The sequence below is a fragment of the Pantoea sp. JK genome, from assembly GCF_026130245.1.
Lineage (GTDB): Bacteria > Pseudomonadota > Gammaproteobacteria > Enterobacterales > Enterobacteriaceae > Pantoea > Pantoea trifolii.
This window is the reverse complement of record NZ_JAINFN010000011.1, coordinates 107962-132509: the sequence shown is the minus strand read 5'-3', so window position 1 is coordinate 132509 and position 24548 is coordinate 107962. Positions and strand designations below refer to the sequence as shown.

At 55.4% G+C, this 24548-nt stretch carries 25 protein-coding genes; 15 read left to right on the top strand and 10 right to left on the bottom strand.

Translation table 11 applies throughout. The features are described from left to right. Positions 1 to 96: 96 nt before the first annotated feature. Entirely contained in the window at positions 97 to 1029 is a 933-nt protein-coding gene (locus tag PanJK_RS21040) for a LysR family transcriptional regulator (RefSeq protein WP_265302659.1), read from the bottom strand. A 92-nt stretch (positions 1030 to 1121) separates the two neighbouring features. Between PanJK_RS21040 and PanJK_RS21035 the strand changes: the two genes are divergently transcribed. The 4 genes from PanJK_RS21035 (at position 1122) to PanJK_RS21020 (ending at position 5275) form a co-directional block, all read left to right on the top strand. Beyond that, a complete protein-coding gene (locus PanJK_RS21035) occupies positions 1122 to 2327 on the top strand; it encodes an MFS transporter (RefSeq protein WP_265302656.1) in 1206 nt (401 codons plus the stop codon). A 53-nt stretch (positions 2328 to 2380) separates the two neighbouring features. After that, positions 2381 to 3730: a cation:proton antiporter gene (locus tag PanJK_RS21030; RefSeq protein WP_154157268.1), complete on the top strand. Its 1350-nt coding sequence runs from the start codon at positions 2381 to 2383 to the stop codon at positions 3728 to 3730. A 26-nt stretch (positions 3731 to 3756) separates the two neighbouring features. Further along, positions 3757 to 4104 (top strand): hypothetical protein, encoded by a 348-nt coding sequence (locus PanJK_RS21025; RefSeq protein ID WP_256697741.1) that lies wholly within the window; start codon positions 3757 to 3759, stop codon positions 4102 to 4104. Between the two features lie 274 nt (positions 4105 to 4378). Next, entirely contained in the window at positions 4379 to 5275 is an 897-nt protein-coding gene (locus PanJK_RS21020; RefSeq protein WP_265302653.1) for an alpha/beta hydrolase, read from the top strand. Here PanJK_RS21020 and PanJK_RS21015 read toward each other — a convergent pair whose 3' ends face one another. After that, a complete protein-coding gene (locus PanJK_RS21015) occupies positions 5276 to 6193 on the bottom strand; it encodes a bestrophin family protein (RefSeq protein ID WP_265302651.1) in 918 nt (305 codons plus the stop codon). A gap of 109 nt (positions 6194 to 6302) precedes the next feature. Further along, complete coding sequence (locus PanJK_RS21010; RefSeq protein ID WP_265302649.1) at positions 6303 to 7205, bottom strand: LysR family transcriptional regulator; 903 nt, start codon at positions 7203 to 7205, stop codon at positions 6303 to 6305. A gap of 95 nt (positions 7206 to 7300) precedes the next feature. On the opposite strand from PanJK_RS21010, the gene PanJK_RS21005 reads away from it, so the two are divergent. Continuing rightward, positions 7301 to 8122 carry an SDR family oxidoreductase gene (locus PanJK_RS21005; protein ID WP_265302647.1) on the top strand — a complete coding sequence of 274 codons (822 nt, stop codon included), beginning with the start codon at positions 7301 to 7303 and terminating at the stop codon, positions 8120 to 8122. A 38-nt stretch (positions 8123 to 8160) separates the two neighbouring features. Here the strand turns inward: PanJK_RS21005 and PanJK_RS21000 are convergent, their stop codons facing one another. The 3 genes from PanJK_RS21000 to gorA all read right to left on the bottom strand — a co-directional run bounded on the left by PanJK_RS21000 (position 8161) and on the right by gorA (position 11705). Next, positions 8161 to 8940, bottom strand: a complete 780-nt coding sequence (locus PanJK_RS21000; protein WP_265302644.1) for an L-threonylcarbamoyladenylate synthase — start codon at positions 8938 to 8940, stop codon at positions 8161 to 8163. Positions 8941 to 9199: 259 nt separating this feature from the next. Continuing rightward, on the bottom strand, positions 9200 to 10132 hold the full coding sequence (locus tag PanJK_RS20995) for a nucleoside recognition domain-containing protein (protein WP_265302641.1): 933 nt from the start codon (positions 10130 to 10132) through the stop codon (positions 9200 to 9202). A gap of 220 nt (positions 10133 to 10352) precedes the next feature. Continuing rightward, positions 10353 to 11705 (bottom strand): glutathione-disulfide reductase, encoded by a 1353-nt coding sequence (gorA, locus tag PanJK_RS20990; protein ID WP_265302639.1) that lies wholly within the window; start codon positions 11703 to 11705, stop codon positions 10353 to 10355. Positions 11706 to 11831: 126 nt separating this feature from the next. On the opposite strand from gorA, the gene rnz reads away from it, so the two are divergent. Beyond that, the gene (gene rnz, locus PanJK_RS20985) at positions 11832 to 12743 is read left to right on the top strand and encodes a ribonuclease Z (protein WP_256697732.1); all 912 of its coding nucleotides are present in this window, start codon (positions 11832 to 11834) and stop codon (positions 12741 to 12743) included. Here the strand turns inward: rnz and PanJK_RS20980 are convergent. Further along, complete coding sequence (locus PanJK_RS20980) at positions 12740 to 13552, bottom strand: CPBP family intramembrane glutamic endopeptidase (protein ID WP_265302637.1); 813 nt, start codon at positions 13550 to 13552, stop codon at positions 12740 to 12742. The genes rnz and PanJK_RS20980 overlap by 4 nt on opposite strands. A 39-nt stretch (positions 13553 to 13591) precedes the next feature. Continuing rightward, positions 13592 to 14434, bottom strand: coding sequence for a 23S rRNA (adenine(2030)-N(6))-methyltransferase RlmJ (locus PanJK_RS20975; protein ID WP_007889903.1), 843 nt, complete (start codon positions 14432 to 14434; stop codon positions 13592 to 13594). A gap of 331 nt (positions 14435 to 14765) precedes the next feature. Between PanJK_RS20975 and PanJK_RS20970 the strand changes: the two genes are divergently transcribed. The 5 genes from PanJK_RS20970 to rsmJ all read left to right on the top strand — a co-directional run bounded on the left by PanJK_RS20970 (position 14766) and on the right by rsmJ (position 19256). Next, entirely contained in the window at positions 14766 to 15215 is a 450-nt protein-coding gene (locus PanJK_RS20970) for a hypothetical protein (protein ID WP_256697730.1), read from the top strand. Positions 15216 to 15342: 127 nt separating this feature from the next. Continuing rightward, positions 15343 to 15660, top strand: coding sequence for a hypothetical protein (locus PanJK_RS20965; RefSeq protein WP_265302633.1), 318 nt, complete (start codon positions 15343 to 15345; stop codon positions 15658 to 15660). Next, positions 15614 to 16315: an FKBP-type peptidyl-prolyl cis-trans isomerase N-terminal domain-containing protein gene (locus tag PanJK_RS20960; protein WP_265302630.1), complete on the top strand. Its 702-nt coding sequence runs from the start codon at positions 15614 to 15616 to the stop codon at positions 16313 to 16315. The genes PanJK_RS20965 and PanJK_RS20960 overlap by 47 nt, the downstream gene beginning before the upstream one ends. 140 nt (positions 16316 to 16455) lie before the next feature. Then, complete coding sequence (prlC, locus tag PanJK_RS20955; RefSeq protein WP_110867662.1) at positions 16456 to 18498, top strand: oligopeptidase A; 2043 nt, start codon at positions 16456 to 16458, stop codon at positions 18496 to 18498. Between the two features lie 8 nt (positions 18499 to 18506). Beyond that, a complete protein-coding gene (gene rsmJ, locus PanJK_RS20950; protein ID WP_265302625.1) occupies positions 18507 to 19256 on the top strand; it encodes a 16S rRNA (guanine(1516)-N(2))-methyltransferase RsmJ in 750 nt (249 codons plus the stop codon). 45 nt (positions 19257 to 19301) lie between these two features. Here rsmJ and uspA read toward each other — a convergent pair whose 3' ends face one another. Next, positions 19302 to 19739 (bottom strand): universal stress protein UspA, encoded by a 438-nt coding sequence (gene uspA, locus PanJK_RS20945; protein WP_007889892.1) that lies wholly within the window; start codon positions 19737 to 19739, stop codon positions 19302 to 19304. Between the two features lie 418 nt (positions 19740 to 20157). On the opposite strand from uspA, the gene uspB reads away from it, so the two are divergent. Then, entirely contained in the window at positions 20158 to 20493 is a 336-nt protein-coding gene (uspB, locus tag PanJK_RS20940) for a universal stress protein UspB (RefSeq protein ID WP_008108136.1), read from the top strand. A 44-nt stretch (positions 20494 to 20537) separates the two neighbouring features. On the opposite strand, the gene pitA is transcribed toward uspB, so the two are convergent. Continuing rightward, positions 20538 to 22037 carry an inorganic phosphate transporter PitA gene (pitA, locus tag PanJK_RS20935; protein WP_265302759.1) on the bottom strand — a complete coding sequence of 500 codons (1500 nt, stop codon included), beginning with the start codon at positions 22035 to 22037 and terminating at the stop codon, positions 20538 to 20540. A 242-nt stretch (positions 22038 to 22279) separates the two neighbouring features. Here pitA and PanJK_RS20930 point away from each other — a divergent pair, with 242 nt between their 5' ends. From PanJK_RS20930 to PanJK_RS20920, 3 genes are all read left to right on the top strand, one after another. Beyond that, positions 22280 to 23464 carry an NAD(P)/FAD-dependent oxidoreductase gene (locus PanJK_RS20930; RefSeq protein ID WP_265302621.1) on the top strand — a complete coding sequence of 395 codons (1185 nt, stop codon included), beginning with the start codon at positions 22280 to 22282 and terminating at the stop codon, positions 23462 to 23464. Between the two features lie 50 nt (positions 23465 to 23514). Next, positions 23515 to 23862 carry a hypothetical protein gene (locus tag PanJK_RS20925; protein ID WP_256697724.1) on the top strand — a complete coding sequence of 116 codons (348 nt, stop codon included), beginning with the start codon at positions 23515 to 23517 and terminating at the stop codon, positions 23860 to 23862. A gap of 266 nt (positions 23863 to 24128) precedes the next feature. Next, the gene (locus PanJK_RS20920; RefSeq protein WP_265302618.1) at positions 24129 to 24512 is read left to right on the top strand and encodes a CCDC90 family protein; all 384 of its coding nucleotides are present in this window, start codon (positions 24129 to 24131) and stop codon (positions 24510 to 24512) included. Positions 24513 to 24548: the final 36 nt, after the last annotated feature.

Below are 24548 nucleotides of genomic sequence, written 5' to 3'. Positions count from 1 at the left end.
TCACCCCAGCCCTCTCCCGCAAGCGGGCGAGGGGGCTGACCGTGCTACCATCGGTTCCCTCTCCCTTTGGGAGAGGGTTAGGGTGAGGGAAAAACGCTACCGCGTCGGCGGCTGTGCTCCCGCTAACTTCGGCATCACTTCGCGAATCATGGCGAAAAACTTCTGTAATCGCGCCGGATAATAGCTCGCCCACGGATAAGTCAGCCACACCGGCAGCGGCGGCGCTTGCCACTCCGGCAGCAGCTGAATCAAATCCCCTCTCGCTAAATCCTCCTGCACCACCCACGACGACACCACCGCCGCGCCCATCCCGGCAATGGCGGCTTTGCGCACCGCGTACAAACTGTCGCTGGCGAGGCGCGGGGCAATCGCCAGATTCAGCGGTTGACCATCACTAATACGCTGCAAGGCGATTTCGTTGCGATAAAAGCTGGTCAGCGCCAGCCACGGCAGATGAGTGAGCTGCGACACCTCATCCACTGGCGGATGCGCGGCCAGCAGCGACGGTGCCGCCACCACAAAGCGCGGCACTTCCGCCAGTAACACAGCCACGATTGACGCATCGCTGGGCGCACCGACCTGAATCGCACAATCGATGTTTTCGCTGATGAAGTCTGGCGTGCGGTCATTCAGCGTCCACTCCACGGTTAAGCGCGGATAGCGATGCAGATAATCAATCAGCGGTTCAATCAGCTGATCCTGGCCAAACGCATGCGGCGCCCGCACGCGCAACGTGCCAATCGGGTCATCGCTGGCGCCGGTGAGATCATCCTCCAGCGCATGCCAGGTCGCCACCAGCTGACGCGCCTGCGCATAGCAGCGCTCGCCATCATCGGTAAGTTTCAGCGCATGCGTGGTGCGCATAATCAGTTTGAGGCCGAGCCGCTGCTCGAGTGCCTGCAGACGACGGCTGATGGTGGGCTGCGTGGTGCCGAGCTGGGTGGCAGCGGCTGACAGCGATCCGCTCTCGACGATGCGGATAAAGGTTTGCATCAATTCGATGCGGTCCAGGCTGGAGATGTTGTTCATACGCACCACGCATAACAGTTCTGTGTTTGAGCAGTCTACCGCGTATGGCGGCGACGCGCTTTAATAAGCGCACTTTCACGGGGGAATCCACTATGTCAGCCATCTCAACGTCAGCCATGCCAGCTGAAAAACTGCCCGCGCCGCTGGTCTTCACGCTCGCGGCCGGTGCCGGACTCAGCGTCGCATCGATTTATTACAGCCAGCCGATGCTGGATATCATCAGCAAACAGTTCAACGTCGGGATCGGCAGCGTCGGCATGGTGCCGATGTTGACGCAAGCCGGTTACGCGCTGGGGATTTTGCTGCTGGCCCCGCTCGGCGACCGTCACGATCGTCGCACCATTATTCTGATTAAAGGTTTGCTGCTGGTTGCTGCGCTGCTGCTGTGTGGCTTCTCGGGCGGATTGAATGCCTTACTGATCGCCAGCTTCGTCACCGGTTTAACCGCCACCGTGGCGCAAGACATCGTGCCAGCTTCAGCGGCGTTAGCGCCGGAGCGCAGTCGTGGCAAAACCGTCGGCACGGTGATGACGGGATTGCTGGTGGGGATTTTGCTGTCACGCGTGGTGAGCGGCGTAGTGGCGGAGTATTTCGGCTGGCGCACTATGTACATGATTGCGGCGGTAGCGGTATTGCTGATTAGCGTTGCACTGTGGCGCGTGCTGCCGCGCTTTACGCCGGGTACCTCGGTGAGCTATCCGCGTTTACTGCTGTCGCTGGCGCATCTGTGGCAGCACCATCAAACGCTGCGCCGCGCCGCGCTGGCGCAAGGATTGTTGTCGGTGGGCTTTAGCGCCTTCTGGTCAACGCTGGCGTTGATGCTGAGTCAAAACTTCCATCTGGACAGCGCCGTCGCTGGCGCATTCGGCCTTGCGGGTGCCGCAGGCGCTCTGGCCGCGCCGTTAGCTGGCAGCGTGGCGGATCGCATCGGTCCAGCGCGTGTTACGCAGTACGGTGCCACGCTGGTTATGGTGTCATTTGCGCTGATGTTCCTGCTGCCGCTGCTGCCGATGCCGGCTCAGCTGGGTCTGATTATCATCAGCACCATCGGTTTTGATTTGGGTGTGCAGGCCACGCTGGTGGCGCATCAGACGCTGGTTTACAGCCTGGCACCAGAAGCACGCAGCCGCCTTAACGCTTTAATGTTTACCGTTGTTTTCATCGGCATGGCGACCGGTGCGGCGCTGGGAAGCCTGGCGCTGGCGCATTGGGGCTGGACCGGCGTAGTCGCACTCGCAACGTTGGCCGCTGCGCTTGCCCTGATGATTCGCCTCGCCAGCCGTCATCTGAAAAACTGATCGCTTAACATGTGCCAGGCTTAAAGGAGAATGTCATTTAAAAACGGAGCGTTATGAATTTCCTGGCCTGGACCGCCGCCACCGGCGGTCTTTTACTCCTTATGTCACTGGCTTCCGGGTGGATTCACCGTGGGCCAGTGACCTCATTTGGTCTCTACCTGTTCGCGGGCATCCTGTGTGGTCCGTGGATGCTCAATCTGCTGCAAGTCGACATCATCGGTCACGCCAATCTCGCCGCGCATCTCACCGAAATCGCCATGGCGGCCTCGCTGTTTATCACCGGGCTGAAACTGCGTTTGCCGCTCAACGCGCATGCGTGGCGGCTTGGCGTCAGGCTGGCGTTTCCGGCGATGCTGCTTACCGTCGGCGGCATGACGCTGCTGGTGCACTGGATCACTGGCTTCGATTGGGCGATGTCGCTGGCGTTTGGTGCCATTGTTGCGCCGACCGATCCGGTGCTCGCCAGCCTGATTTCCGTGAACGATGCGCGTGATGACGATGCCCTGCGCGTGGCGCTCTCCAGCGAAGCGGGCATGAACGACGGTTCCGCGCTGCCGCTGCTGATGCTGGCGATTTTGCTGTTGCAGCCGGGCGAATTGAGCACCGCTGCGCTGGGCGAGTGGTTTGCCAAAGATGCGCTGTGGGCGATTGGCGGCGGACTGGGAATTGGCTTTGCGCTGGGTTGGCTGATCGGTCAGCTGGCGACGCATTTACGTACCGCCAATCAGGATGTCGCACCCAACGATCTGTTCGCACTGGCGCTGATTGCGCTCAGCTATGCCGCCGCGCAGTCGGTGGATGCGTCGGGCTTCCTCGCCACCTTTGCGGCCGGCGTCGGGTTACGTCGCGCGGAATTGCGCGTGGTGAAGCACTATCCGCAAGATGAGATGTCTGAAGAGGAGCGTTTCTTACCGGCAGAAGCGCGCGTCAATACCGGTCAGCGGATGGCGCAGGGCAGCAGCGGCATGGTCAAATCGGTGGGTTTGGTGATCGGCGATGCGCTCTCCTTTGGTGATACTATCGAGCGTTTGCTGGCGGCGGGCATGATGGTGGTGCTCGGTATTACGCTGGCGCAGCACTGGAATCTTACCGGTATCGGCCTCGCGCTGCTGCTGTTTGTGGTGGTGCGTCCGCTGGCGGTATGGATCACCACATGGCGCTGCGATATTCCGCTGATGCGACGTTTGCTGATTGGCTGGCTGGGTATTCGCGGCATCGGCAGTATCAATTATATTGCCTATGCATGGGTGCACGGCATGCGTGGACCGCAGGCGGAACAGATGGTGGATATGGCGCTGACGTTAGTGGTGTGCAGCATTGTGTTGCACGGCATCACGGTCACGCCGTTGTTAAACTGGCGTGCTGCCCGTCAGGCCGCACGCGCCGAACAAAACGAAAACTGATTTATTGGAAATTATTGGAGCCTATTATGAAAGCGTTATTACTCGCCCTCGTTGGGCTGTCGCTGTCAGCCGGTGCCCTGGCTGCCGACGGTGAAAATAATCAGGAAGAGAATGTTTATGCCAGCCAGCTGTGTCATCTGGTGAGCAGTGAAAAGAAGACCAGCGATTTGGATGGCTACACGGAGAAGCTGAAGTCACAACTCGCGGCCAGCCAGTCTTCGTCGTCTATGCAGCAGCCTGAATTTAATGAAGAAATCGCGCAGGAAGTGATTAGCGCGTGGCTGGAGTTGGGCGAGGATGAGCGCGGCAAACTGCGTCATGACCAATCGCAATGTGAACAAACGGTGATGACGCAGTTCCAGCAACAGGACTAATACCCGTCATACTTCAAGCTGCAGGTGCGTTGGCTGCGTGTGTTCACCCCAGTCACTTACTTTTGTAAGCTCCTGGGGATTCACACCCTTGCCGCCTTCCTGCAGCTCGAATTATTTAGGGTATTCGAAAAAGCTCGCGCCTTTTTGGGCGCGTTTTTTATGGCTTTTTTGTACGATTTACGTACATAATCGCCAACGTCGAAATCAGACATGCGTCACATAATGAGATTCAGCTGTTGAAGCTGGCATTTTTTGCATACTGGCACTGGGCAAGATGATTACACGTCGTCACTTTTTGTTGGCTACTGGAGCAACCGTTCTCTCGATGACCACGGGCAAACTCTTTGCTCGCGATGATGTCATTCCGTTGTGGCCCGACGATCCGCCCGGCGGCGGCGGCCCTTCAGGCTTGCTCAAAGTCGATCGCCATGGCTCCTGGACCAATATCGTTTCACCCGCGATTCAACGTTTCCGCCCGGAAAATCCCAACGGCGAAGCGGTGATTGTGGCGGCGGGCGGCGGCTATCGTTTTATCGGTATGGGCCGCGAAGCCTGGCCGGTGGCGCGCTGGCTGAATGGCAGCGGCTATACGGTGTATGTGCTTAGCTACCGTTTACCGGGTGAGAAGTGGCAGGCGGGCAATCTGGCACCGCTGCAGGATGCGCAACGTGCCATTCGTCTGGTGCGTTCGATGGAGCGCAAAGTGCATGTGTTGGGCTTCTCCGCCGGTGGCCATCTGCTCGGCATGGCGGCGGCGCGTCCGGATTTTGAATCCTATCCGGCGCAGGATCCGCTGGATCAGGTCAGGCCAATTGTGGATAGCGTTGGGCTGATTTATCCGGTGATCACCCTTGAAGCGCCGTATCAGCGCACCAACACGCATCTGATGATGGTGGGCCAAAACGCCACGCCGACCCAGGAAGCCAACTGGTCAGTGCAAAACTACGTCACGCGGCAATATCCGCCAACTTTTCTCGCCCAGGCCGAGGACGATCACACCTCCAACCCCCACAATACAGAAATGATGCGTGACGCTTGTCGCCGCATGCGCGTGCCGGTTGAGCTGATAGAACTCAGCAGCGGCGGGCATGGTTTTGGTCTCGGCAAAGCGGGCACGCCAGCCGCATTGTGGGATCAGGCGTATGTGCGTTGGTTGGATAATCAGGGTTAATTACGTCAAATTAAAATTCGCGTCCGGCTGCAGCGGTTCCGGCAGCGGCGTATCGCCATTCATCGCTTTCAAATTGCGTTCGATATTGACGCACAGCGCATCAAGCGGCAGATGATTCGGTGCGGTGCCAAACGGATGTTCCAGCTCCTCCGCCAGCGCTTCCAGCGACAAAAAGGTGTAGGAGATAAACATCGATACCAGCGGCGTCATCAGGTGTAAATCCGCCACCAGCGCAAACGGCAGCAGCGTACAGAACAGGTAAACCGTGCGATGCAGAATCAGGCTGTAGGCGAATGGAATCGGTGTGCTGGCAATGCGATCGCAACCGCCCAGAATCGCCGACAGCTGATTAAGATTTTCATCAATGCTCTGCCAGACAATATCCGACACTAACCCTTCATCGCGGCGCTGCGCCAGCCATTCACTTAAGCACAATAAAATCTGCGACGTCGGCATCGGATGATGCAGCACTTTGCTGTGCCAGCAGGCTGGCAGCAAACGCTGTAAATCGACCTGCACATCAGTTTTACGCAGGCGATGTTTCAGGCTCCAGCAGAACGCCAGCAGCAAGCCGGTAAATTCCTGTACCTGTTCTTCACTCAGGCCACGAATGCTTTTGATCTGCCGCAGCAGCGAGCGTTGGGTGATATGCAGGCTGCCCCACAAGGTGCGAGCTTCGATAAAACGCGCATAGCTGGCGTTATTACGAAAGCCGAGAAAGATAGCGATCGACACACCGACCAAACTAAAAGGCGCGGTGGTGAGGTGAATGCCGAAAGTGGAGTACCACGGGTAACCAAAGATGGCGATCAGCGACATCAGCAGATTGAGCGACAGGCGGAACACGATGTTGCTGAGCACCGAGCCATGCCAGTCAAACAGCCGGAGAAACCAGTGTTGATGAGGACGTACGATCATTTTGCGATGGTGTATTTTTTAGGTTTTGTGAAGATAGGTTACGCCGCCGGGCATGAAGAGAGCAACGCCGTTGCTGAAGGTTTTAAGACTGAAACCGTGTTTCTCGACCTCACGCGTAATGAGGCAGGCTGACTTTCAGGGCATCGATAAACAGCCGCAGCGCCATGGATTGATGTCGGTTGGGCGGGAACCACAGCGCAATCCCCGCCGATTGCACCCGCCACTCGGCCAGCAGCTCCACCAGCTGTCCGCTGCGCAGTTCTTTCTCCACATACAGCGATGGCACATACGCAATGCCCAAACCGGCGAGAGCGGCCTGTGCCATCAACGCGTTGCTGTCTAACGTCAGCGTGCCTGGCACGTCAATCTCATGCTTTTCGCCCGCCTGCGCATATTCCCACTGATAACGTTTACCGCTCGGCAAGCGCTGGCGAATGCACTGCTGTTGCAGCAGATCGCGCGGATGAAGAATCGACGCGTTTCTTGTCAGATAAGCGGGCGCGGCGACGGTTACAAACGTCAGCGGGCCGCCAAGCGGAACGGCCACCATATCCTGCGGTACATCCTCAATCAGCCGAATGCCGGCATCAAAACCGGCGGCGGTGATATCCACTAACGCACCTTGCGCGGCGAAATCGAGCTGAATATCGGGATAGTGCGCGCTAAAGTCCGCCACTACGTGATCCAGCAGCAAACCGATCGAGGCATCGCTGGCGCTGATGCGCAGCGTGCCGTAATGCTGATGACGGCTGGCGGAGATGTCGTGCAGCACATCATCCATCTGGTTCAGCAGCGGCGAAAGCCGATCCAGCAGTTGCTGCCCGGCATCGGTGAGCGACACGCTGCGCGTGGTGCGTTGAAACAGCTGTACGCCAAGATTGTGCTCCAGCGTTTTCACCAGATGGCTGAGCGAAGAGCGCTTTAAGCCGAGCATTTCAGCGGCACGGCGAAAGCTGCGCTGCTCGCCCAGCGTTTTGATGGCCTGCAGTTCGTGCCAGGAAGGACGTCTCATTGGTGGTTTTTCCTCACCGGGTCATGCGCGATTAGGTGGATTATCTCCACCAGTAAAGCGATCTACCATCAGGTTTTCAATATGAGGAGCACAACATGAAAACCTGGTTAATTACCGGTGCCAGCAGCGGGCTGGGCCGATTGATGAGTGAACGTTTACTGGCGCGCGGCGATCGCGTATTGGCAACGGTGCGACGTGAGCAGGCGATGGCCGATCTGCAGCAAACCTACGGCGAACAGCTGCAGATTATTGCGCTGGATTTGGCGCACACCGCCAGCATTGCACCCGCGATTAAACGCGCTTTTGCCGCCGTCGATCGCATTGATGTGGTGGTGAGCAACGCAGCTTACGGCCTGTTTGGCGCGGCTGAAGAGTTGAGCGATGCGCAGATTGAGCGCCAGATCGTCACCAATCTTACCGGTTCAATCCAGCTGATTCGCGTGGTGATCCCTTTCCTGCGTCAGCAGGGCGGCGGGCGCATCGCGCAGGTTTCCTCCGAAGGCGGCCAAATCGCCTATCCCAACTTCAGCCTGTATCACGCCACGAAATGGGGCATTGAAGGATTTGTCGAAGCGGTGCGCCAGGAAGTCGCCAGCTTCGGTGTTGATTTCCTGCTGGTGGAACCAGGCCCGACCGCAACCCATTTTGGTGCGGGTCTGGATGTGGCCGATGCGCTGGCGGTTTATCGCGATAACGCCGCAGGCCAGTTGCGTCAGGCGATTTTTTCGGGCGATTTCACTATTGCCGGCGATGCCGGGAAATGCGTCACGGCGATGATCGCCACGCTGGATCAGCCCAGCATGCCGCTGCGATTAGCGCTCGGCAGCACGGCGTATCAGAATATCGAAACGGCGCTGGAAAGCCGGCTGGCAGAGCTGCGCGGGCAACGGGATGTGGCGTTTGGCGCGGATGTGTAAATCTGTAGGGTCGCCATTCATGGCGACCAAGCCGCAAATCAATAATAATCGCCGTGGCGGTAATCCCATGAAGGGAAGATCTCGGACAGCAGCGCCATAATTTTATCCACATCCAACCCTTTACGAATCAGCACCGGGCACGGCGTGATTTTGCGCTCGCCGTTTTGCTGTGGAATCAGACGACCTTCGCTATCCACCATCGACACCATAACGCCTTGTTCATAGCGCACTTTATTGGCATCGTTAGGCTGAATGGATTTCACATAAGCATTGGCTTCGATAATTAAATCGGCGCGGGCTTCAATGCGCTCGCCAATACCTTCAACCAAACCGCGATTTCCCTGCCCAGATGGATTGGCTGAGCTGGCAAAGGAGAATTTCCCGTGAGTATCCCATAATGCTTTTGCGATATTTTCGCCTGGCTTGCCGAATTTAATCACGAAGCAGCTGGTTTGACGGCCATCCATCATCAGCTCTTTTGAGCCATCATCGGGAATACGCGACAGCGCATCGTCGCGCCACGGAAGAATACAGCCCAGCAGAATATCTTCATCCCAGTGACGCTGATAAAGCTGGTCGATTTCTGGTGTGAGCTGCGCCAGCGAACGCAGCTGTTCCAGCGAGCCGCACAGCACCACGCCAGGCTTGTTGCGCTTGCGCTGCTTGGCTTCGAACTTACGCTCCAGTCCGGCTTTATCGGAGGTCATGATGATGTAGCCCACTTTGGTTGGGCTAACGATCATGCCGCCATCTTTCGCCAGAATATCGATGGCTTCCGGTTGTAATCCGCCATTCCAGGTTATCTGCTTAGCGCTCATGGAGTTACCCTGTCTGCAAAAAAAGGATATACAGGAATATTACCTGCAATGAAGTTAAGGGCTTGGTAAATTAACCCGATATTTAATCAGGATTAATTTTATAGTTGAAATATCTGTTGCGATAATAGTACTAAAAATATCACTAATGCAATGGGTGAAAATAACGATGAAATTAATAGGGCTAATAATAAATAACGCCTGTGAATTGTAGTGTTATTTACTAAATGGCGCTGAAAAGCGTATTCAGCGCCAGCAATAATCAGAACAGGATGGCGTGCACCATCGCTCGCAGCGCAATACCGAGCATAATGCCGGGCACGGCAAAGCGGAACAGGCGCGGGAATCGGCTCGACAGGCCAAGGTAGATCCCGATGCCGGGCAGATCGAAGGTTTGAATCAGCAATCCCGCCGACGCGTTGATGTTGTGCGCGCTGTATAAGCCTTTCTCCACCAATCCCGCCACCACGCCGTAATAGGCGGTGCCGCCTGCCAGACATTTAGTCAGCGCCGGAAGAATATAGACTTCGGAAATATTCAGCTTATCCAGCAGCGGCGACACCAGACGCGTCAGCATTTCAATCCCGCCTGCTTCCTTCAAAATGCCGACCACCAATAACGAGATAATCAGCATCGGCAGCGAACCCAGCGCCAGACGAATCGCATCGGATCCGGCGCTATTAATGATGCCAATCAGCCCCATTTTATTTTCGCTGCTGGTGACGGCTTCATCTTCATTCAACAGCGCCGCATCAGAGAGTTTGCGGCCAAACAGGTGATAAGTTGCCGCCGCCGCTACTACGCCGCCGCAGATCGAAATAATTAGCGCCGTGCTCCAGTGTAATCCCGCCGGAATCAGCGGATAAAAGGTGCTGGCCTGGCCCATGGCAAACAGCATCGCCAGCGTGGCCGCCATATGACGATCGGAAGTGCCGCGCTTTTCCATAATGGCGAGCGCCGCCAGCGGGGCCGCAAAGCTGACGAAATTAAGCTGAATCATGGCAAAAAATGCCAGCCCGGTGATACCGAAAGGTTTTAATAACGGCGTGGCATGACGCACAACAAAATCAAGTAGACCTTTGACCTCCAGATATTTCATGATGAATAACATCACCACCATAATCGGAATCAACGTGTAGAGGGCCACGTCTACCGAGGCTTTGCCTGCGGACATAATGATATCGATAATATTCATGCCCGCTTCCGACCTTTATTCACACCGTTCTCCCCGTAAAAATATTTAAACTGGTAATGCCATTGAATTTTCAGTGCGCATTAATGGCGACCGCCAACAAAGAAATAAATCTTATCCTGTGCATGCATTATTGAGTAGTGAAGAAAACGGAATGTAAATTACAGCCATAAAAAAACCAGCCATGAATAAATGGCTGGTTTTTCATTTCCGACAGGAAATATTAACGCATCGTCACAAACTCTTCCGCCGCCGTTGGGTGAATCGCTACGGTGTTATCGAAGTCTTTCTTGGTCGCGCCCATTTTCAGCGCCACCGCGAAGCCTTGCAGCATCTCATCCATACCGTTGCCGATACCGTGAATGCCGACAATCTTCTCTTCCGGGCCAACGCACACCAGCTTCATGCGGCAAGGCTGGCGATGCTGGGTAACGGCGGTGTACATCGCGGTGAAGGAGGATTTGTACACTTTCACCTGATCGTCGCCGTACTGTTCGCGCGCCTGCGGTTCGGTCAGTCCCACGGTACCAATTGGCGGATGGCTGAACACCACAGTCGGCACGTTGCTGTAATCCAGATGCTCGTCCGGTTTGTTGTTAAACAGACGCTCGGAGAGACGACGGCCTGCGGCAACGGCCACTGGCGTCAGTTCCACCGCGCCGGTGTTATCGCCCACCGCGTAGATGCTTTTCACGTTGGTGTTCTGGAATTTATCGACGTTGATGTAGCCTTTGTCGTTCAGCGCCACGCCGGTTGCCGCCAGATTGAGGTTGTCGGTTGCTGGTTCACGGCCAATCGCCCACACCAGGCAATCGACGGTTTGCTCGTGGCCGCTTTCCAGCTGCAGCGTCAGGCTGCCGTCGGCGTTTTTGATCACGGCTTTCGGAATCGATTCGGTGTGCAGCATTGGGCCTTCGGCTTGCATCACTTCTACCAACGTATCGACGATCAGCGGATCGAAACTGCGCAGCGGCGCATGCTTACGCACGAACAGATGCGTTTCTGCACCCAGCGCATTGACCACGCCCGCCAGTTCCACCGCGATATAGCCTGCGCCCACGACCGCCACGCGTTTTGGCAGGGCATCGAGCTCAAAGAAACCGTCAGAGTCGATACCGTATTCCGCGCCCGGCACGTTGGGATGGCTTGGGCGTCCGCCGGTGGCGATCAGAATATGATCGGCAGTAATGGTTTCACCGTTCACTTCCACGGTATTAGCATCGATAAAGCGCGCGAAGCCTTTGATCACTTCAACCTTGTTTTTACCCAGCACGTTGTCGTACGAGCTGTGAATGCGGTCGATGTAGGCGCTACGGTTTTTCACCAGAATTGACCAGTCAAAACGGTTTACCGTGGTGTCGAAGCCATAATCTGGCCCATAAAGATGAATAGCTTCAGCGATTTGCGCCGCATGCCACATGACCTTTTTCGGTACGCAGCCGACGTTGACACAGGTGCCGCCCAGCTCTTTGGCTTCAATCAGGGCGCACTTCTGGCCATGCATCGCTGCACGGTTAATCGAGGCGATACCGCCGCTGCCGCCGCCGATGGCGAGGTAGTCAAAATGTCTGGTCATCCGTTATGTCCATCTGTTGGAAGAAAATTGGCATAGAGTTTAACGCTAGGACGATTATTGACGCAAAGATTGAACCTATGATTGTAATAGCATTGATTTTTATGTCCGATTACAGGGAAGCATAGCATGCAACTGACATTCCTCGGCACCGGCGGCGGTGCGCCCAGCCTGCAACGTAACGTCACCGCGATAGCGCTGACGCTGTCGAAACGCGGCGATACCTGGCTGTTTGACTGCGGCGAGGCGACGCAGCATCAATACATGCGTTCTGCGCTAAAGCCGGGCAAGCTGGAGAAAATCTTCATCACCCATCTGCACGGCGACCACATCTTTGGGCTGCCGGGCTTGCTTACCAGCCGCTCGATGGCCGGTATACCCGAACCAATGACTATTTACGGACCAAAAGGTATTCGCCAGTTTATCGAGACGGCGCTCAGTTTGAGTGGCTCGTACACCTCTTATCCGCTGGAAATTGTCGAGATCGAAGCCGGTTTGGTGCTGGATGACGGCGAAGTGCGCGTGACGGCCTGGCCGATGAATCATGTGATTGAGTGTTATGGCTATCGCATCGAGCAGCACGATAAACCGGGCTTCCTTGATGCGCCGCGCCTGAAAGCAGAAGGTGTACCGCGCGGGCCGTGGTACCAGGATTTGAAAGCGGGTAAGCGCATCCAGCTGGAAGATGGTCGAGAGATCAACGGCGCCGATTATCTTGGCCCGGCAACCAAAGGCAAAGTGCTGGCGATATTTGGTGATACCGCGCCAACCGAGGTGGCGCTGCAGCTGGCCGCGAATGCCGATGTGATGGTGCATGAAACCACGCTGGAGGCGGCGCTGCAGGATAAAGCCAATGGACGCGGCCACTCAACCACCCTTCAGGCCGCCGAAGTGGCGAAACAGTCGGGGGCGAAGAGGATGATCGCCACCCATTTCAGCTCGCGCTATTTGTCTAAGGATCGGGAGAAACTGCTGGCGGAGTGCCAGTCGGTGTTTGCGGCGACCGAGCTGGCACATGATTTCGCGGTGTTCGAGGTTTAGTGCTGTAGCGCCGGATAGGTGAAAAACAGCAGATGCGTCATGTTGAACAGGAAATGGATGCCGGTGGCGACCCACAGGCGTCCGCTCCACTGCCATGCGAGGCCGTAAATCAGCCCGGCGAAGGTGGCAAACACCATCAGCAGCGGCCCGCCGGGAAAATGCGACACGCCAAAAAGCAGCGAAGTCAGTAACAGCGCGGCAACGGGGCCGCCTTTCTGGCGCAGGCGCTGTTGCAGATAGCCGCGAAAGAACGCTTCTTCCGCCAGAGACACGAAGAACAGATTCGCCAGCATAAAACTGCCTAACCATTCCGGCCAGTGTGGTTCAACGGCCAGGCCACCTAACTCAACCGCGACATACAGCAGCAGCGGAATCGCCGCCAGCAGCGCCAGCCACAAGATTTTGCGTCGCGGCGGCGCGGATTTAGTGCGGAACAGCTGCGGCAAGCAGATGAGCAACACAAACGGAATCAGCGCTTTATCGAAGTTATACGAGAAGCTAAAGGGTAGGCTGAGCGGCCCGGCTTGCACATCTTCCACCTGACGCGGATTTTTGAAACCGGGGAAAAAGTGCACAAACAGGCCGATAGCGATGGCAACCAGCGCGGCTTCACTCACCAGCTGAATCCAGCGTGCGTTATTTTCCACGCGAATCCAGGCGATGACGGCAATCGCGCCGAGCAGCACCATCGCTGGCCAATCCAGCACATCTTCGAACAGCCCCAAAATAGTGGCGAGCGTGAGCAGCAGTACCGAAAAACGTTTAGCGGGCGACAGCACAGCAAGTGCGCCAGCCAGAATGATCCACATGATAATTGTCCTGATAGGCTGGCGACGTAGTCAGCGAACTTACTCTGGCACGATCTGCGTGACGCTGAAGTGACCGGTTCCGGCGGGCACCAATTTCTGATGCAGCCAGGGCAGCAGCTCTTCCATCTGCGCTTTCAGCTTCCACGGCGGGTTAATCACGATCATGCCGGAGGCCGTCATGCCGCGCTGATCGCTGTCCGGACGGACCGCCAGCTCAATCTGCAGAATGTTGCGGATATTGGTGGCCTGCAGATCTTTAACCATATGCTTGATCTGCTGACGCATCACCACTGGATACCACAGCGCAAACACGCCGGTGGCGAAACGCTTGTGACCTTCCTGGATGCCTTTTACCACATCCTGATAATCGCTTTTCATCTCATACGGCGGATCGATCAGAATCAGGCCGCGACGGCTCAGCGGCGGCAGCTTGGCTTTCAGCTGCTGGTAGCCATCGCCACGCGCCACGCGCGCGCGGGAATCTTTGCTGAACTCGGTGCGCAGCAGCGGATAATCGCTGGAGTGCAGCTCGGTCAGCTCCATTTTGTCCTCTTCACGCAGCAGGAAGCGGGCAATCAACGGCGAACCCGGATAATACTTTAAGGTGCCGTGCGGATTGAGATTACGCACCGCCGAGAGATACGGCTTGAGCAGCTCCGGCACATCCGGCTGCTGCCAGATGCGGCCAATGCCTTCCAGATATTCACCGGTACGCTCGGCGTGCTCTCCGCTCAGCAGGTAACGTCCGGCACCGGCGTGGGTATCCAGATAGAGGAAAGGTTTTTCCTTCTCCATCAGGGCGGTGAGGATCAGGCTTTCAACGGTGTGTTTCAGCACGTCGGCATGGTTGCCGGCATGAAAACTGTGGCGATAACTCAGCATAAAGAAAGGGGGTCCGCGGTTGGATCAAAGGGAGTCAAAACATCGTGTGTGGCGCGATTATAGCCGCGCTGCATAAAAATTGCTGACGTTTTGGCGCGAGGCTTAAGTTTGCAAGCAACGGGTCGCTTTAGCCGATTGCGATCAAGCCTGCTTCAGGAAAGTTCGCCGTGTAATAACGCGATACTCGAAATTTCACTACAGATTAAGTAAGTTAGTTTCCGGTAGCGAAACGGTCGCGAGCGAAATGCCAGGTGTTTCTGGCAGGAAACTTTTCGGTTAAAGCCGTATAATTTTTTGCTTAAAGCATCTCAAACAACTCCTGGTGACAATAATGAAAAAAATGACTGGTGTCGCGGTGGCAACCCTGTTGGTACTGACTGGCTGCGCGAAACAACAACCCACTCATAGCTTGGTTACGCCGCCGATCGCGGAAGAGCAGCCTGCAGCGCAAAACGCGCCAGAGCAACAAGGTACGCCATTTGTGGCTTCAGCTCCGGCTCAGCCAGCGACCGCTTCATTCAGTGACGACCGTTCGAGCAATATTCAGCAGTGCCGCAAAGAGCTGGACGCGATGCGCCTTTATAGCCAGGCTTCTTATGCCAGCTATCAAGCCGAATTCCAGAAAATCGGTGCGCAGACCAATAAATATCTGCAAATTAAAGATTCAATTGGTGCGGATATTAACGATTTAGTGATGCCGCGTTATCAATTCCAGATTCGTGAATTGTGCTTCCGCATTAAGACACGTCTGTCGCAGCTGATTATTCGCCAGGCCGGTTAAACCACGCGTTTTTAACCACACTCGTTAAGTAACAGCGCGAAATTTCGCGCTGTTGATGGGCTTCATTTCTATTTAGATAATAGGGATGAGGCCTTTTGTGTTCTTAGGGCTGTTACAGGAGATTGTGATGACACAGCGTCATCTGCCGTTTGTCCTTTTCTGCACTGCATTATTATTACCTGCGTTGGCCTCTGCGGCCTCGGAAGAGGAAATGCTGCACGCCTTTGGCGATGCGGCGCGCACGCTACCTTCTGTACCAGTTCAAACGCCAAAACCGCAGCCAAAACCGGTTGCACCAAAAATAATTCAAAAAACCGCCGCTCAGCCTGAACTCCAGACGCAGCTCAACCATCTGCGCGCGCGTTATCGAACTGGAAAAGCAGAAAGCCGCTCTGCAATTGAAGAACGAACAGCAGGAAAAGAGGCTACAAGCGAGCAACGATAAACTCACCGCAGAGCTTGAAACAGCGAAAAAGCAGCCCGTTGTTGCGGCGGCACCGCTCACGGATCCCAAAAGTGATGCTGAGCGCGATGGTTATATGTTGGGGCAATCCATCGCCAGCAACGCGGTGGTACAACTGCAGATGGTGAAAGATACCGGCCTCACCATCAGTCTTGAACAGCTCATTGCGGGATTTAGCACACAACTGCAAACCGGCACTTCGGTTATGAACAGTGAAGAGATGTCGCGTCGATATGCGGCAATGCAGGAAGCCATCAATAAAAATATGGGCTCGCTGATCGAGAAAGGCTACGCGCGGTTGAACAAGCAGCTCGATAAGCGCAAAAGCCTGTTAACGCAGAATGGCGTGCACTGGTTTACGGTTAAATCAGTTAATGCAAAGCTGATCCCTGAACAGCAAGTGCAGGTGAGTGTGAAAGTCAGTACGTTGAGCGGCAAAGTGATTAACGATTTTGCCGACGATAAGGTGGTGTTTGATAATACGCTGCCTCCTTTACTGTATGAAGGGATGTCTTTAACGGGAACCGGTGGCGCTGTGGAAGGCTGGGCGCTGGCGAAAGATATCTTCGAGCGCGAGCCGTTGCCGCCGTGGGTGGCGCCTTACGATGTGATTCACTACCAACTCGCGATTAAATAATCTTCAGCCCGCCTTCTGGCGGGCTTTTCTTCGTTGGTCCAGGCTTAGTGGCATTGATTTTCATGCCATCAAGCCGCATGTTAGTAAAATGCGTCGCGCGAAAGTTCGCGCCACTACTTCATCATGAAAGGACTGCGCTTATGACCAATCCGTTACTCACGCCTTTTTCGCTGCCTCCGTTCTCTGCCATCAAACCTGAACATGTGGTGCCTGCGGTTACTGAAGCGCTAAATGACTGCCGCGCAGCGGTGGAACGCGTTGTGGCACAAGGCGCGCCTTATACCTGGGAAAATCTGGTGCAGCCGCTGGCTGAAGTCGACGATCGCTTAGGTCGCCTGTTCTCGCCGGTCAGCCATTTGAACTCGGTAAAGAACAGCCCAGAACTGCGTGAAGCTTACGAGCAAACGCTGCCGTTGCTGTCCGAATACAGCACCTGGGTTGGCCAGAATGAAGGTTTGTACCAGGCGTATCGCAACCTGAAAGAGGGCGATAGCTACGCGGCGCTGGATACCGCGCAGAAGAAAGCGGTGGATAACAGCCTGCGTGATTTTGAGCTGTCCGGTATCGGCCTCGATAAAGAGAAGCAGAAGCGCTACGGCGAAATCGCGGCGCGTCTTTCTGAACTGGGTTCGACCTACAGCAACAACGTGCTCGACGCCACCATGGGCTGGAGCAAGCTGGTAACCGATGAAGCGGAACTGGCGGGCATGCCGGAAAGTGCGCTGGCCGCCGCCAAAGCTCAGGCCGAAGCCAAAGAGCAACAAGGCTGGCTGCTGACGCTGGATATCCCAAGCTATCTGCCGGTCATGACGTATTGCGACAACGCCGCACTGCGTGAAGAGCTGTATCGCGCGTATTCAACGCGTGCTTCCGAACAGGGCCCGAATGCGGGCAAATGGGACAACGGTCCGGTGATGGCGGAAGAGCTGGCGCTGCGCCATGAACTCGCGCAGCTGCTGGGCTTCGACTCTTACGCTGACAAATCGCTGGCGACCAAAATGGCGGAAAATCCGGCGCAGGTGATCGACTTCCTGACCGATCTGGCGAAACGCGCTCGTCCACAAGGCGAAAAAGAGCTGGCTCAGCTGCGCGCCTTCGCGAAGAAAGAGTACGGCGTCGACGAGATGAATCCGTGGGATCTCACCTATTACGGCGAGAAACAGAAACAGCATCTCTACACCATCAGCGATGAGCAGTTGCGTCCGTACTTCCCGGAAGCGCGCGCGGTGAGCGGCTTGTTCGAGGTGGTTAAACGCATTTACGGCATCACCGCCAAAGAGCGCAAAGACGTCGATGTTTACCATCCAGACGTGCGCTTCTTCGACCTGTTCGACGAAAGCGGTGAACTGCGCGGCAGCTTCTATCTCGATCTCTATGCGCGCGAACACAAGCGTGGCGGCGCGTGGATGGACGATTGCGTCGGCCAGATGCGTAAAGCCGACGGCAGCCTGCAAAAGCCGGTGGCCTATCTCACCTGTAACTTTAACCGTCCGCTGCAGGGCAAACCGGCGCTGTTCACGCACGATGAAGTGATCACGCTGTTCCATGAATTCGGTCATGGTCTGCATCATATGCTGACGCGCATCGAAACGCCGGGCGTATCCGGTATCAGCGGTGTGCCGTGGGATGCCGTCGAGCTGCCAAGCCAGTTTATGGAAAACTGGTGCTGGGAGCCGGAAGCGCTGGCGTTTATCTCCGGCCACTACGAAACCGGCGAGCCGTTGCCGAAAGAACTGCTGGATAAAATGCTGGCGGCGAAAAACTATCAGGCGGCGCTGTTTATCCTGCGTCAGCTGGAGTTCGGCCTGTTCGATTTCCGTCTGCATACCGAGTTCGATCCTGCGCAAGGCGCACGCATCCTCGAAACCCTGCGTGAAGTGAAGAAGCAGGTTGCCGTGGTGCCAAGCCCGGAATGGGGCCGTTTCCCGCACGCTTTCAGCCATGTGTTTGCTGGTGGTTATGCGGCCGGTTATTACAGCTATCTGTGGGCCGACGTGCTGGCTGCCGATGCCTATTCGCGCTTCGAAGAAGAGGGCATTTTCAACCGTCAGACCGGTCAGTCGTTCCTCGATAACATCCTGACGCGTGGCGGTTCCGAAGAGCCAATGGAGCTGTTCAAACGCTTCCGTGGCCGTGAGCCGCAGCTCGATGCAATGCTGGAACACTACGGAATTCAGGGATAAGCCGGCTTGTGAAAATTGGTTTAATTGATGAAACAGGCGCCGGAGACGGCGCCTTATTACATTTAGCCGAGCGCTGGGGTTTGCAGCAGGACGATCAGGCAACGATGGCGCTGGTGTTAACCGCCGAGCACCTTGAGCTGCGTAAGCGGGATGAGCCGAAACTCGGCGGCATCTTCGTGGATTTCGTTTCGGGCGCGATGGCGCATCGGCGCAAGTTTGGCGGCGGTCGCGGCGAAGCGGTGGCGAAAGCGGTCGGCATCAAAAGCGGTTATCTGCCAGATGTGGTTGATGCGACGGCCGGTTTGGGGCGCGATGCGTTTGTGCTGGCGGCGCTGGGCTGTCGCGTGCGCATGCTGGAACGTCATCCGGTGGTCGCGGCCTTGCTGGACGATGGTTTGCGTCGCGGTTATCAGGATGCGGAGATTGGCGGCTGGCTGCGCGATCGGCTTACGCTGCTGCACGCCGTTAGCCAGCAAGCGCTGAGCGATATCACGCCAGCGCCGGATGTGGTTTATCTCGATCCGATGTATCCACATCGCCAGAAAAGCGCGATGGTGAAGAAAGAGATGCGCGTGTTTCAGTCTTTGGTCGGTGCGGATGACGATGCGGATGCGTTGCTGGAACCGGCGCGTCGGCTGGCGAAGAAGCGCATTGTGGTGAAGCGTCCGGATTATGCGCCGCCGTTAGCGGGCGTGGTGACGCAGGATGCAGTGGTGACCAAAAGCCATCGTTTTGATATTTATCCGCCGCTGAGGTAGAGCGAGTGGTTTTGAGGAGGGTCGCCATGAATGGCGACCCTACGGTTACTCTTCGTCTTCGTCGCGCAGCGGAACAATTAACATGTCGATATGCACGGTGTTAATCAACTGGCGCGCCGATGACATCAGCTTGCTCCAGAAGTCCTGATGGTGACCACACACCACCAAATCCACATCATATTTCTTAATCGCATCCACCAGCACCTGGCCAAGATCGCCGCTGCCGCTCAGGGTTTCACTGATCGGATAACCGGCGTTAATTGACAGCTCTTTCAGCGCGGTGTGCGTCTCTTCAGAAATACGCTTCTGCATGTCGCCCAGATTGACATCAATCAGCCCGGTGTAGAGGTCTGAATAGTTCACATCAACGTGGATCAGCGAGATTTTTGCATCATAAGGACGGGCCAGCGAAACGGCTTTATCAACCAGCAACTGGCTTTCCGGGGAAAGGTCTACTGCAATCAGGATGTGTTTATAAGCCATGATAAAACTCCTTTCTCAAGATTCGGGGCAATCTTCCTGCTTTCACGGTCGGCGATTCCTTTGCGCGAGACGGCGATGAAGCGCCACCAACCAACTATTTCAGCCTTGCAGGCGGTTTTTGTTATGTCCTGAGTATAGCCAGAGTTGTTAACAAATGCTGCAAGCGCAAGTTCGCTTGTGAGGAAGATCAAGCGTTATCGGCTTTTTCACTCGCCCTGAACGAAAATCATCGCTGGAAAAAAATTCAACAGATCTCCTACACTGAAAATAAGTGCCACTGCCATATGCGTTGCGCACTCAGGTTCGCATAACAACAATGCAATCGACATCATTCAGTGGCTGGTTTATTTCCCGTGCGGCGTCTACAGCAATTCCCCGCTGCGTTCGACGTCGTTGCGGCTCCAGCCGGGAGGGGAACATGATCAGCACTATCGCGCTTTTTTGGGCTCTGTGTGTGGTTTGTCTGGTGAATATGGCGCGCTATTTCTCTTCTTTGCGCTCACTTTTGGCCGTTTTGCGCGGTTGCGATCCGCTGTTATATCAATACGTGGATGGTGCGGGTTTCTTCACGTCGCACGGGCAGCCAAGTAAGCAGGTGCGGCTGGTGCGCTATATCTGGGAGAAGCGCTATCACGATCATCATGACGACGAGTTCATTCGCCGCTGTGAGCGCGTGCGCGGACAGTTTGTGCTGACCAGCGGGCTCTGTTTTTTGGTGGTGGTGAGTTTGATTGCGATGGCGATCTGGCAATAAAAAAGGGCGACATCGCGTCGCCCTCGAATATTTCTGCGCTTTGCTTAGATCAGTTTCAGTGCAATCCAGTAGAGCGAACCCGACAGCAAAATACATACCGGCAAGGTGAACACCCACGCCATAGCGATATTTTTGATGGTGCGACTCTGCAATCCACCGCCATCGACCAGCATAGTACCGGCCACCGACGACGACAGAATGTGCGTGGTAGAAACGGGCATACCGGTGTAACTGGCCACGCCAATCGATACTGCGGCCGTCACCTGCGCCGACATCCCTTGCGCATACGTCATGCCTTTCTTACCGATTTTCTCACCAATGGTGGTGGCAACACGACGCCAGCCAATCATGGTACCGATGCCGAGCGCCAGCGCCACAGCCACAATAATCCAGATCGGTGCGTACTCAACGGTGCCCAGCAAATCGCTTTTCAGCTTGTTGAGGAAGCGCTTATCTTCCGCGCTGGTTTCCGGCAGCTTGGCCACTTTATCCACGGTATCGGAAACGCACAGCAGCAGACGACGCATCTGGCTGCGTTGATCAACCGTCAGCTGATCATAGCTCTGCAGGTTGTTAAGCAGCAGCTGCGCACGATCGATAGCCTGCAGCGCACGGCTGCTGTCGCAATGGAACTCCTGCGGACCGCCAAGCGATTCATCCGGCGTTGGCACCACAGGCGGCGCCAGCTGCATCATGTGCGTCAGCGACTCGTTGTGCTGCTGATAATACTGCTCCAGATGATTGACGGCATCGCGGGTGCGGGTGATGTCATAACCTGATGCATTCAGGTTCACCACAAATCCCGCCGGCGCGACGCCGATCAGCACCAGCATAATCAAGCCAATGCCTTTCTGACCATCGTTAGCGCCGTGTGAGTAGCTCACGCCAATCGCGGAAACGATCAGGGCAATGCGCGTCCAGAACGGAGGCTTTTTCTTGCCATCAATCTTTTCACGGTCAGCAGGCGTCATATGGATGCGTGAACGTTTGGTGGTTCCGCTCCAGTAGCGACGCAGGATAAAGATCAGACCGCCTGCAATCACCAGACCTACAATCGGTGAAAGAATCAGGGACATGAAGATATTGATGACTTTCGGCAGGTTGAGCGCGTCAACCACCGAGGTGCCGGTCATCAGGGCGTTGGTGAGACCAATACCGATGATAGCGCCAATCAATGTGTGAGAACTGGAGGCGGGCAAACCCAAATACCAGGTGCCGAGGTTCCAGATAATCGCGGCCAGCAGCATGGAGAAGACCATAGCCAGGCCGTGGGCCGAACCGACATTCAACAGTAAATCGGTCGGAAGCATGTGAACGATGGCGTACGCCACGCTCAATCCACCAAGCAAAACACCTAAGAAGTTGAAAACACCCGCCATGACAACCGCCAGTTGCGCCCGCATCGCACGGGTATAAATGACAGTCGCGACCGCGTTAGCAGTGTCGTGAAAACCGTTGATTGCTTCGTAAAACAATACAAACAGCAGAGCAAGAATCAGTAACAGGCTGGTACTGAGGTCGAGACCAGCAAACAGATGTAGCATAAACGTTACGCCATTTTGGGAGGACATGAACGCGGCGCATTATCTGCGACAACGTGCGCGATATGAAAGAAAAATATAGCTCTTTATTGTCTTAAAATTGTAATGCAGCGTATAGATTTAGCTGAAAACGGCTAAAAATTAGTGAGTTACATTATGACACATTTACGGCATTTTTTTGAAGCTGGCGCTAAAAGCCGCAAATCCCTACAATCAGCGCCTTTCAGGCAAGGCGGATAAAAGCAGTGGAAAAGTTTGACGTTATCATTATTGGGGCAGGCGCAGCCGGCATGTTCTGCGCGGCGCAGGCGGGACAATTGGGTCGTCGCGTATTGCTGCTGGATAACGGCAAAAAAGCCGGTCGCAAGATATTGATGTCGGGTGGCGGTCGCTGCAACTTCACCAACATGCATACCGAGCCCGCTGCGTACCTGTCGCACAACCCGCATTTCTGTAAATCGGCGCTGGCGCGTTACAACCAGTGGGATTTCATCGATCTGGTCAATCGTCACGGCATTGCGTATCACGAGAAAACGCTCGGGCAATTATTCTGCGATGATTCCGCGCAGCAGATTGTCGATCTGCTGTTGAAAGAGTGTGATGCCGGGCAGGTGACGCTTCGCTTGCGCAGTGAAGTGCTGAGCGTCGAGCGCGACGACAGCGGCTATACCTTACAGCTGAACGGTAATTTGGTGCAGGCCGAAAAACTGGTGATCGCCAGCGGCGGGCTCTCGATGCCGGGCCTCGGCGCCACGCCGTTTGGCTACAAAGTGGCGGAGCAGTTCGGCCTGAAAGTGTTCCCGACGCGCGCGGCGTTGGTGCCGTTCACGCTGCATAAACCGCTGCTGGAACAGCTCAACACGCTGTCGGGCGTCGCGCTGCCCACCACCATCACCGCGCAGGATGGCACCTTATTTAAAGAGGCGATGCTGTTTACCCATCGCGGCTTATCGGGCCCTGCGGTGCTGCAAATCTCCAGCTACTGGCAGCCGGGAGAATTCGTCACCATTGATTTATCACCCGCCACCTCGCTGGATGATTTCATTCATGTGCAGCGCGAAGCGCATCCCAACCTCAGCCTGAAAAACAGCCTGGCGAAGATTCTGCCAAAACGGTTGGTTGAGGTGCTGCAGGAGCTGAAGCAGATTCCTGACGTCACGCTGAAGCAGCTGAACAGCAAGCAGCAGGGCGAGCTGGTTAATACGCTGCATCAGTGGCGCGTACAGCCGAACGGTACCGAAGGCTATCGCACCGCCGAAGTGACGCTGGGCGGCGTTGACACCACCCAGCTGTCATCAAAAACCATGGAAGCGCGCGATGTGCCTGGCTTATTCTTTATCGGCGAAGTGGTGGACGTTACCGGCTGGCTGGGCGGTTACAACTTCCAGTGGGCATGGAGCTCGGCCTGGGCGTGCGCGCAGGCACTTTAATTCACGTCGCTATCATGGCGCGCTTCACTCTTCAGCGGATAAACCTATTCATGTTAAAACTCAAATACATTGTGCCTTTGCTGATCGTCATCAGTGCTGTGGTTTGGTGGCTGATGCCGCACTACAGCGATGAGGATAAAGGTTATTACATCGCCATGTTCTGTACGCTGACTCACGATGGGCGCGGCAATGCTCCGCAAGATATGCAGCAGATTATTGAAGGCAGTAATTCCGATTACGCATTGCAGAAGGTGCATTTCCAGCAAGGCCTGGCAGAGCATCTGCAAACGGTTTGGCAGGATTTGTCGCCGCAACAGCAGCAGCAAGCGCGGCAGGAAAGTTTATCCTGCCGCCGGTTGATGTCTGAGAAATTGCTACCGGGCCAGCCGGTTCAGTGATCATTGCACTGGCAGCGTAAGCATCTACAGCTTTGCTGCCATTTCAAGAAGCAACTCAACACCTCCCCGCTGCAATATCGCAAAACTTTTCGCGGCAGATCCTGACGTCAATTTTGCGAGATGCCCGCATCCGTCTGAACGTTACTTGTTGTACTAATTGATATTTTTCGCAATGCCGCGCAAAATATCAACACTTACATGGCGCAACAATCGCTCGCTGAGGAAGATGTCGGCTTATGCCTCACCTCAAATCAAGAGCTTCACGGATGACACTCGCGATGATGAATACACACAAAGCTTTTAAAGCACTGCAGCTGGCCGGCGTCAGCGATCAGCAAGCCGAAGCCATGGTCGAGATCTTTACCGAAATGCAGCAGGACAATGCGTTATCTCGTGCCGATTTGATGAAGGCCGGAGAAGGCATTACAGGGAGTATTAAAGAACTGGATGTTCGACTTACTGGTGCTATTAAAGATCTCGATTTTCGCTTAAGTGGCGCGATTAAGGACATTGACGAACTAAAAGCTGACGTCAAACAACTCAAAGCGGATGTTGCCGCGCTGAAAACCGATATGCGCTGGATAAAGCGTTTGTTAATGGTGATGACCACTACGATGGTCATTGCAGCGATCAAATACATTTTCTCTTAAATTTCCTGATTCTGCGCTGCGAGTACAGCCGACTGT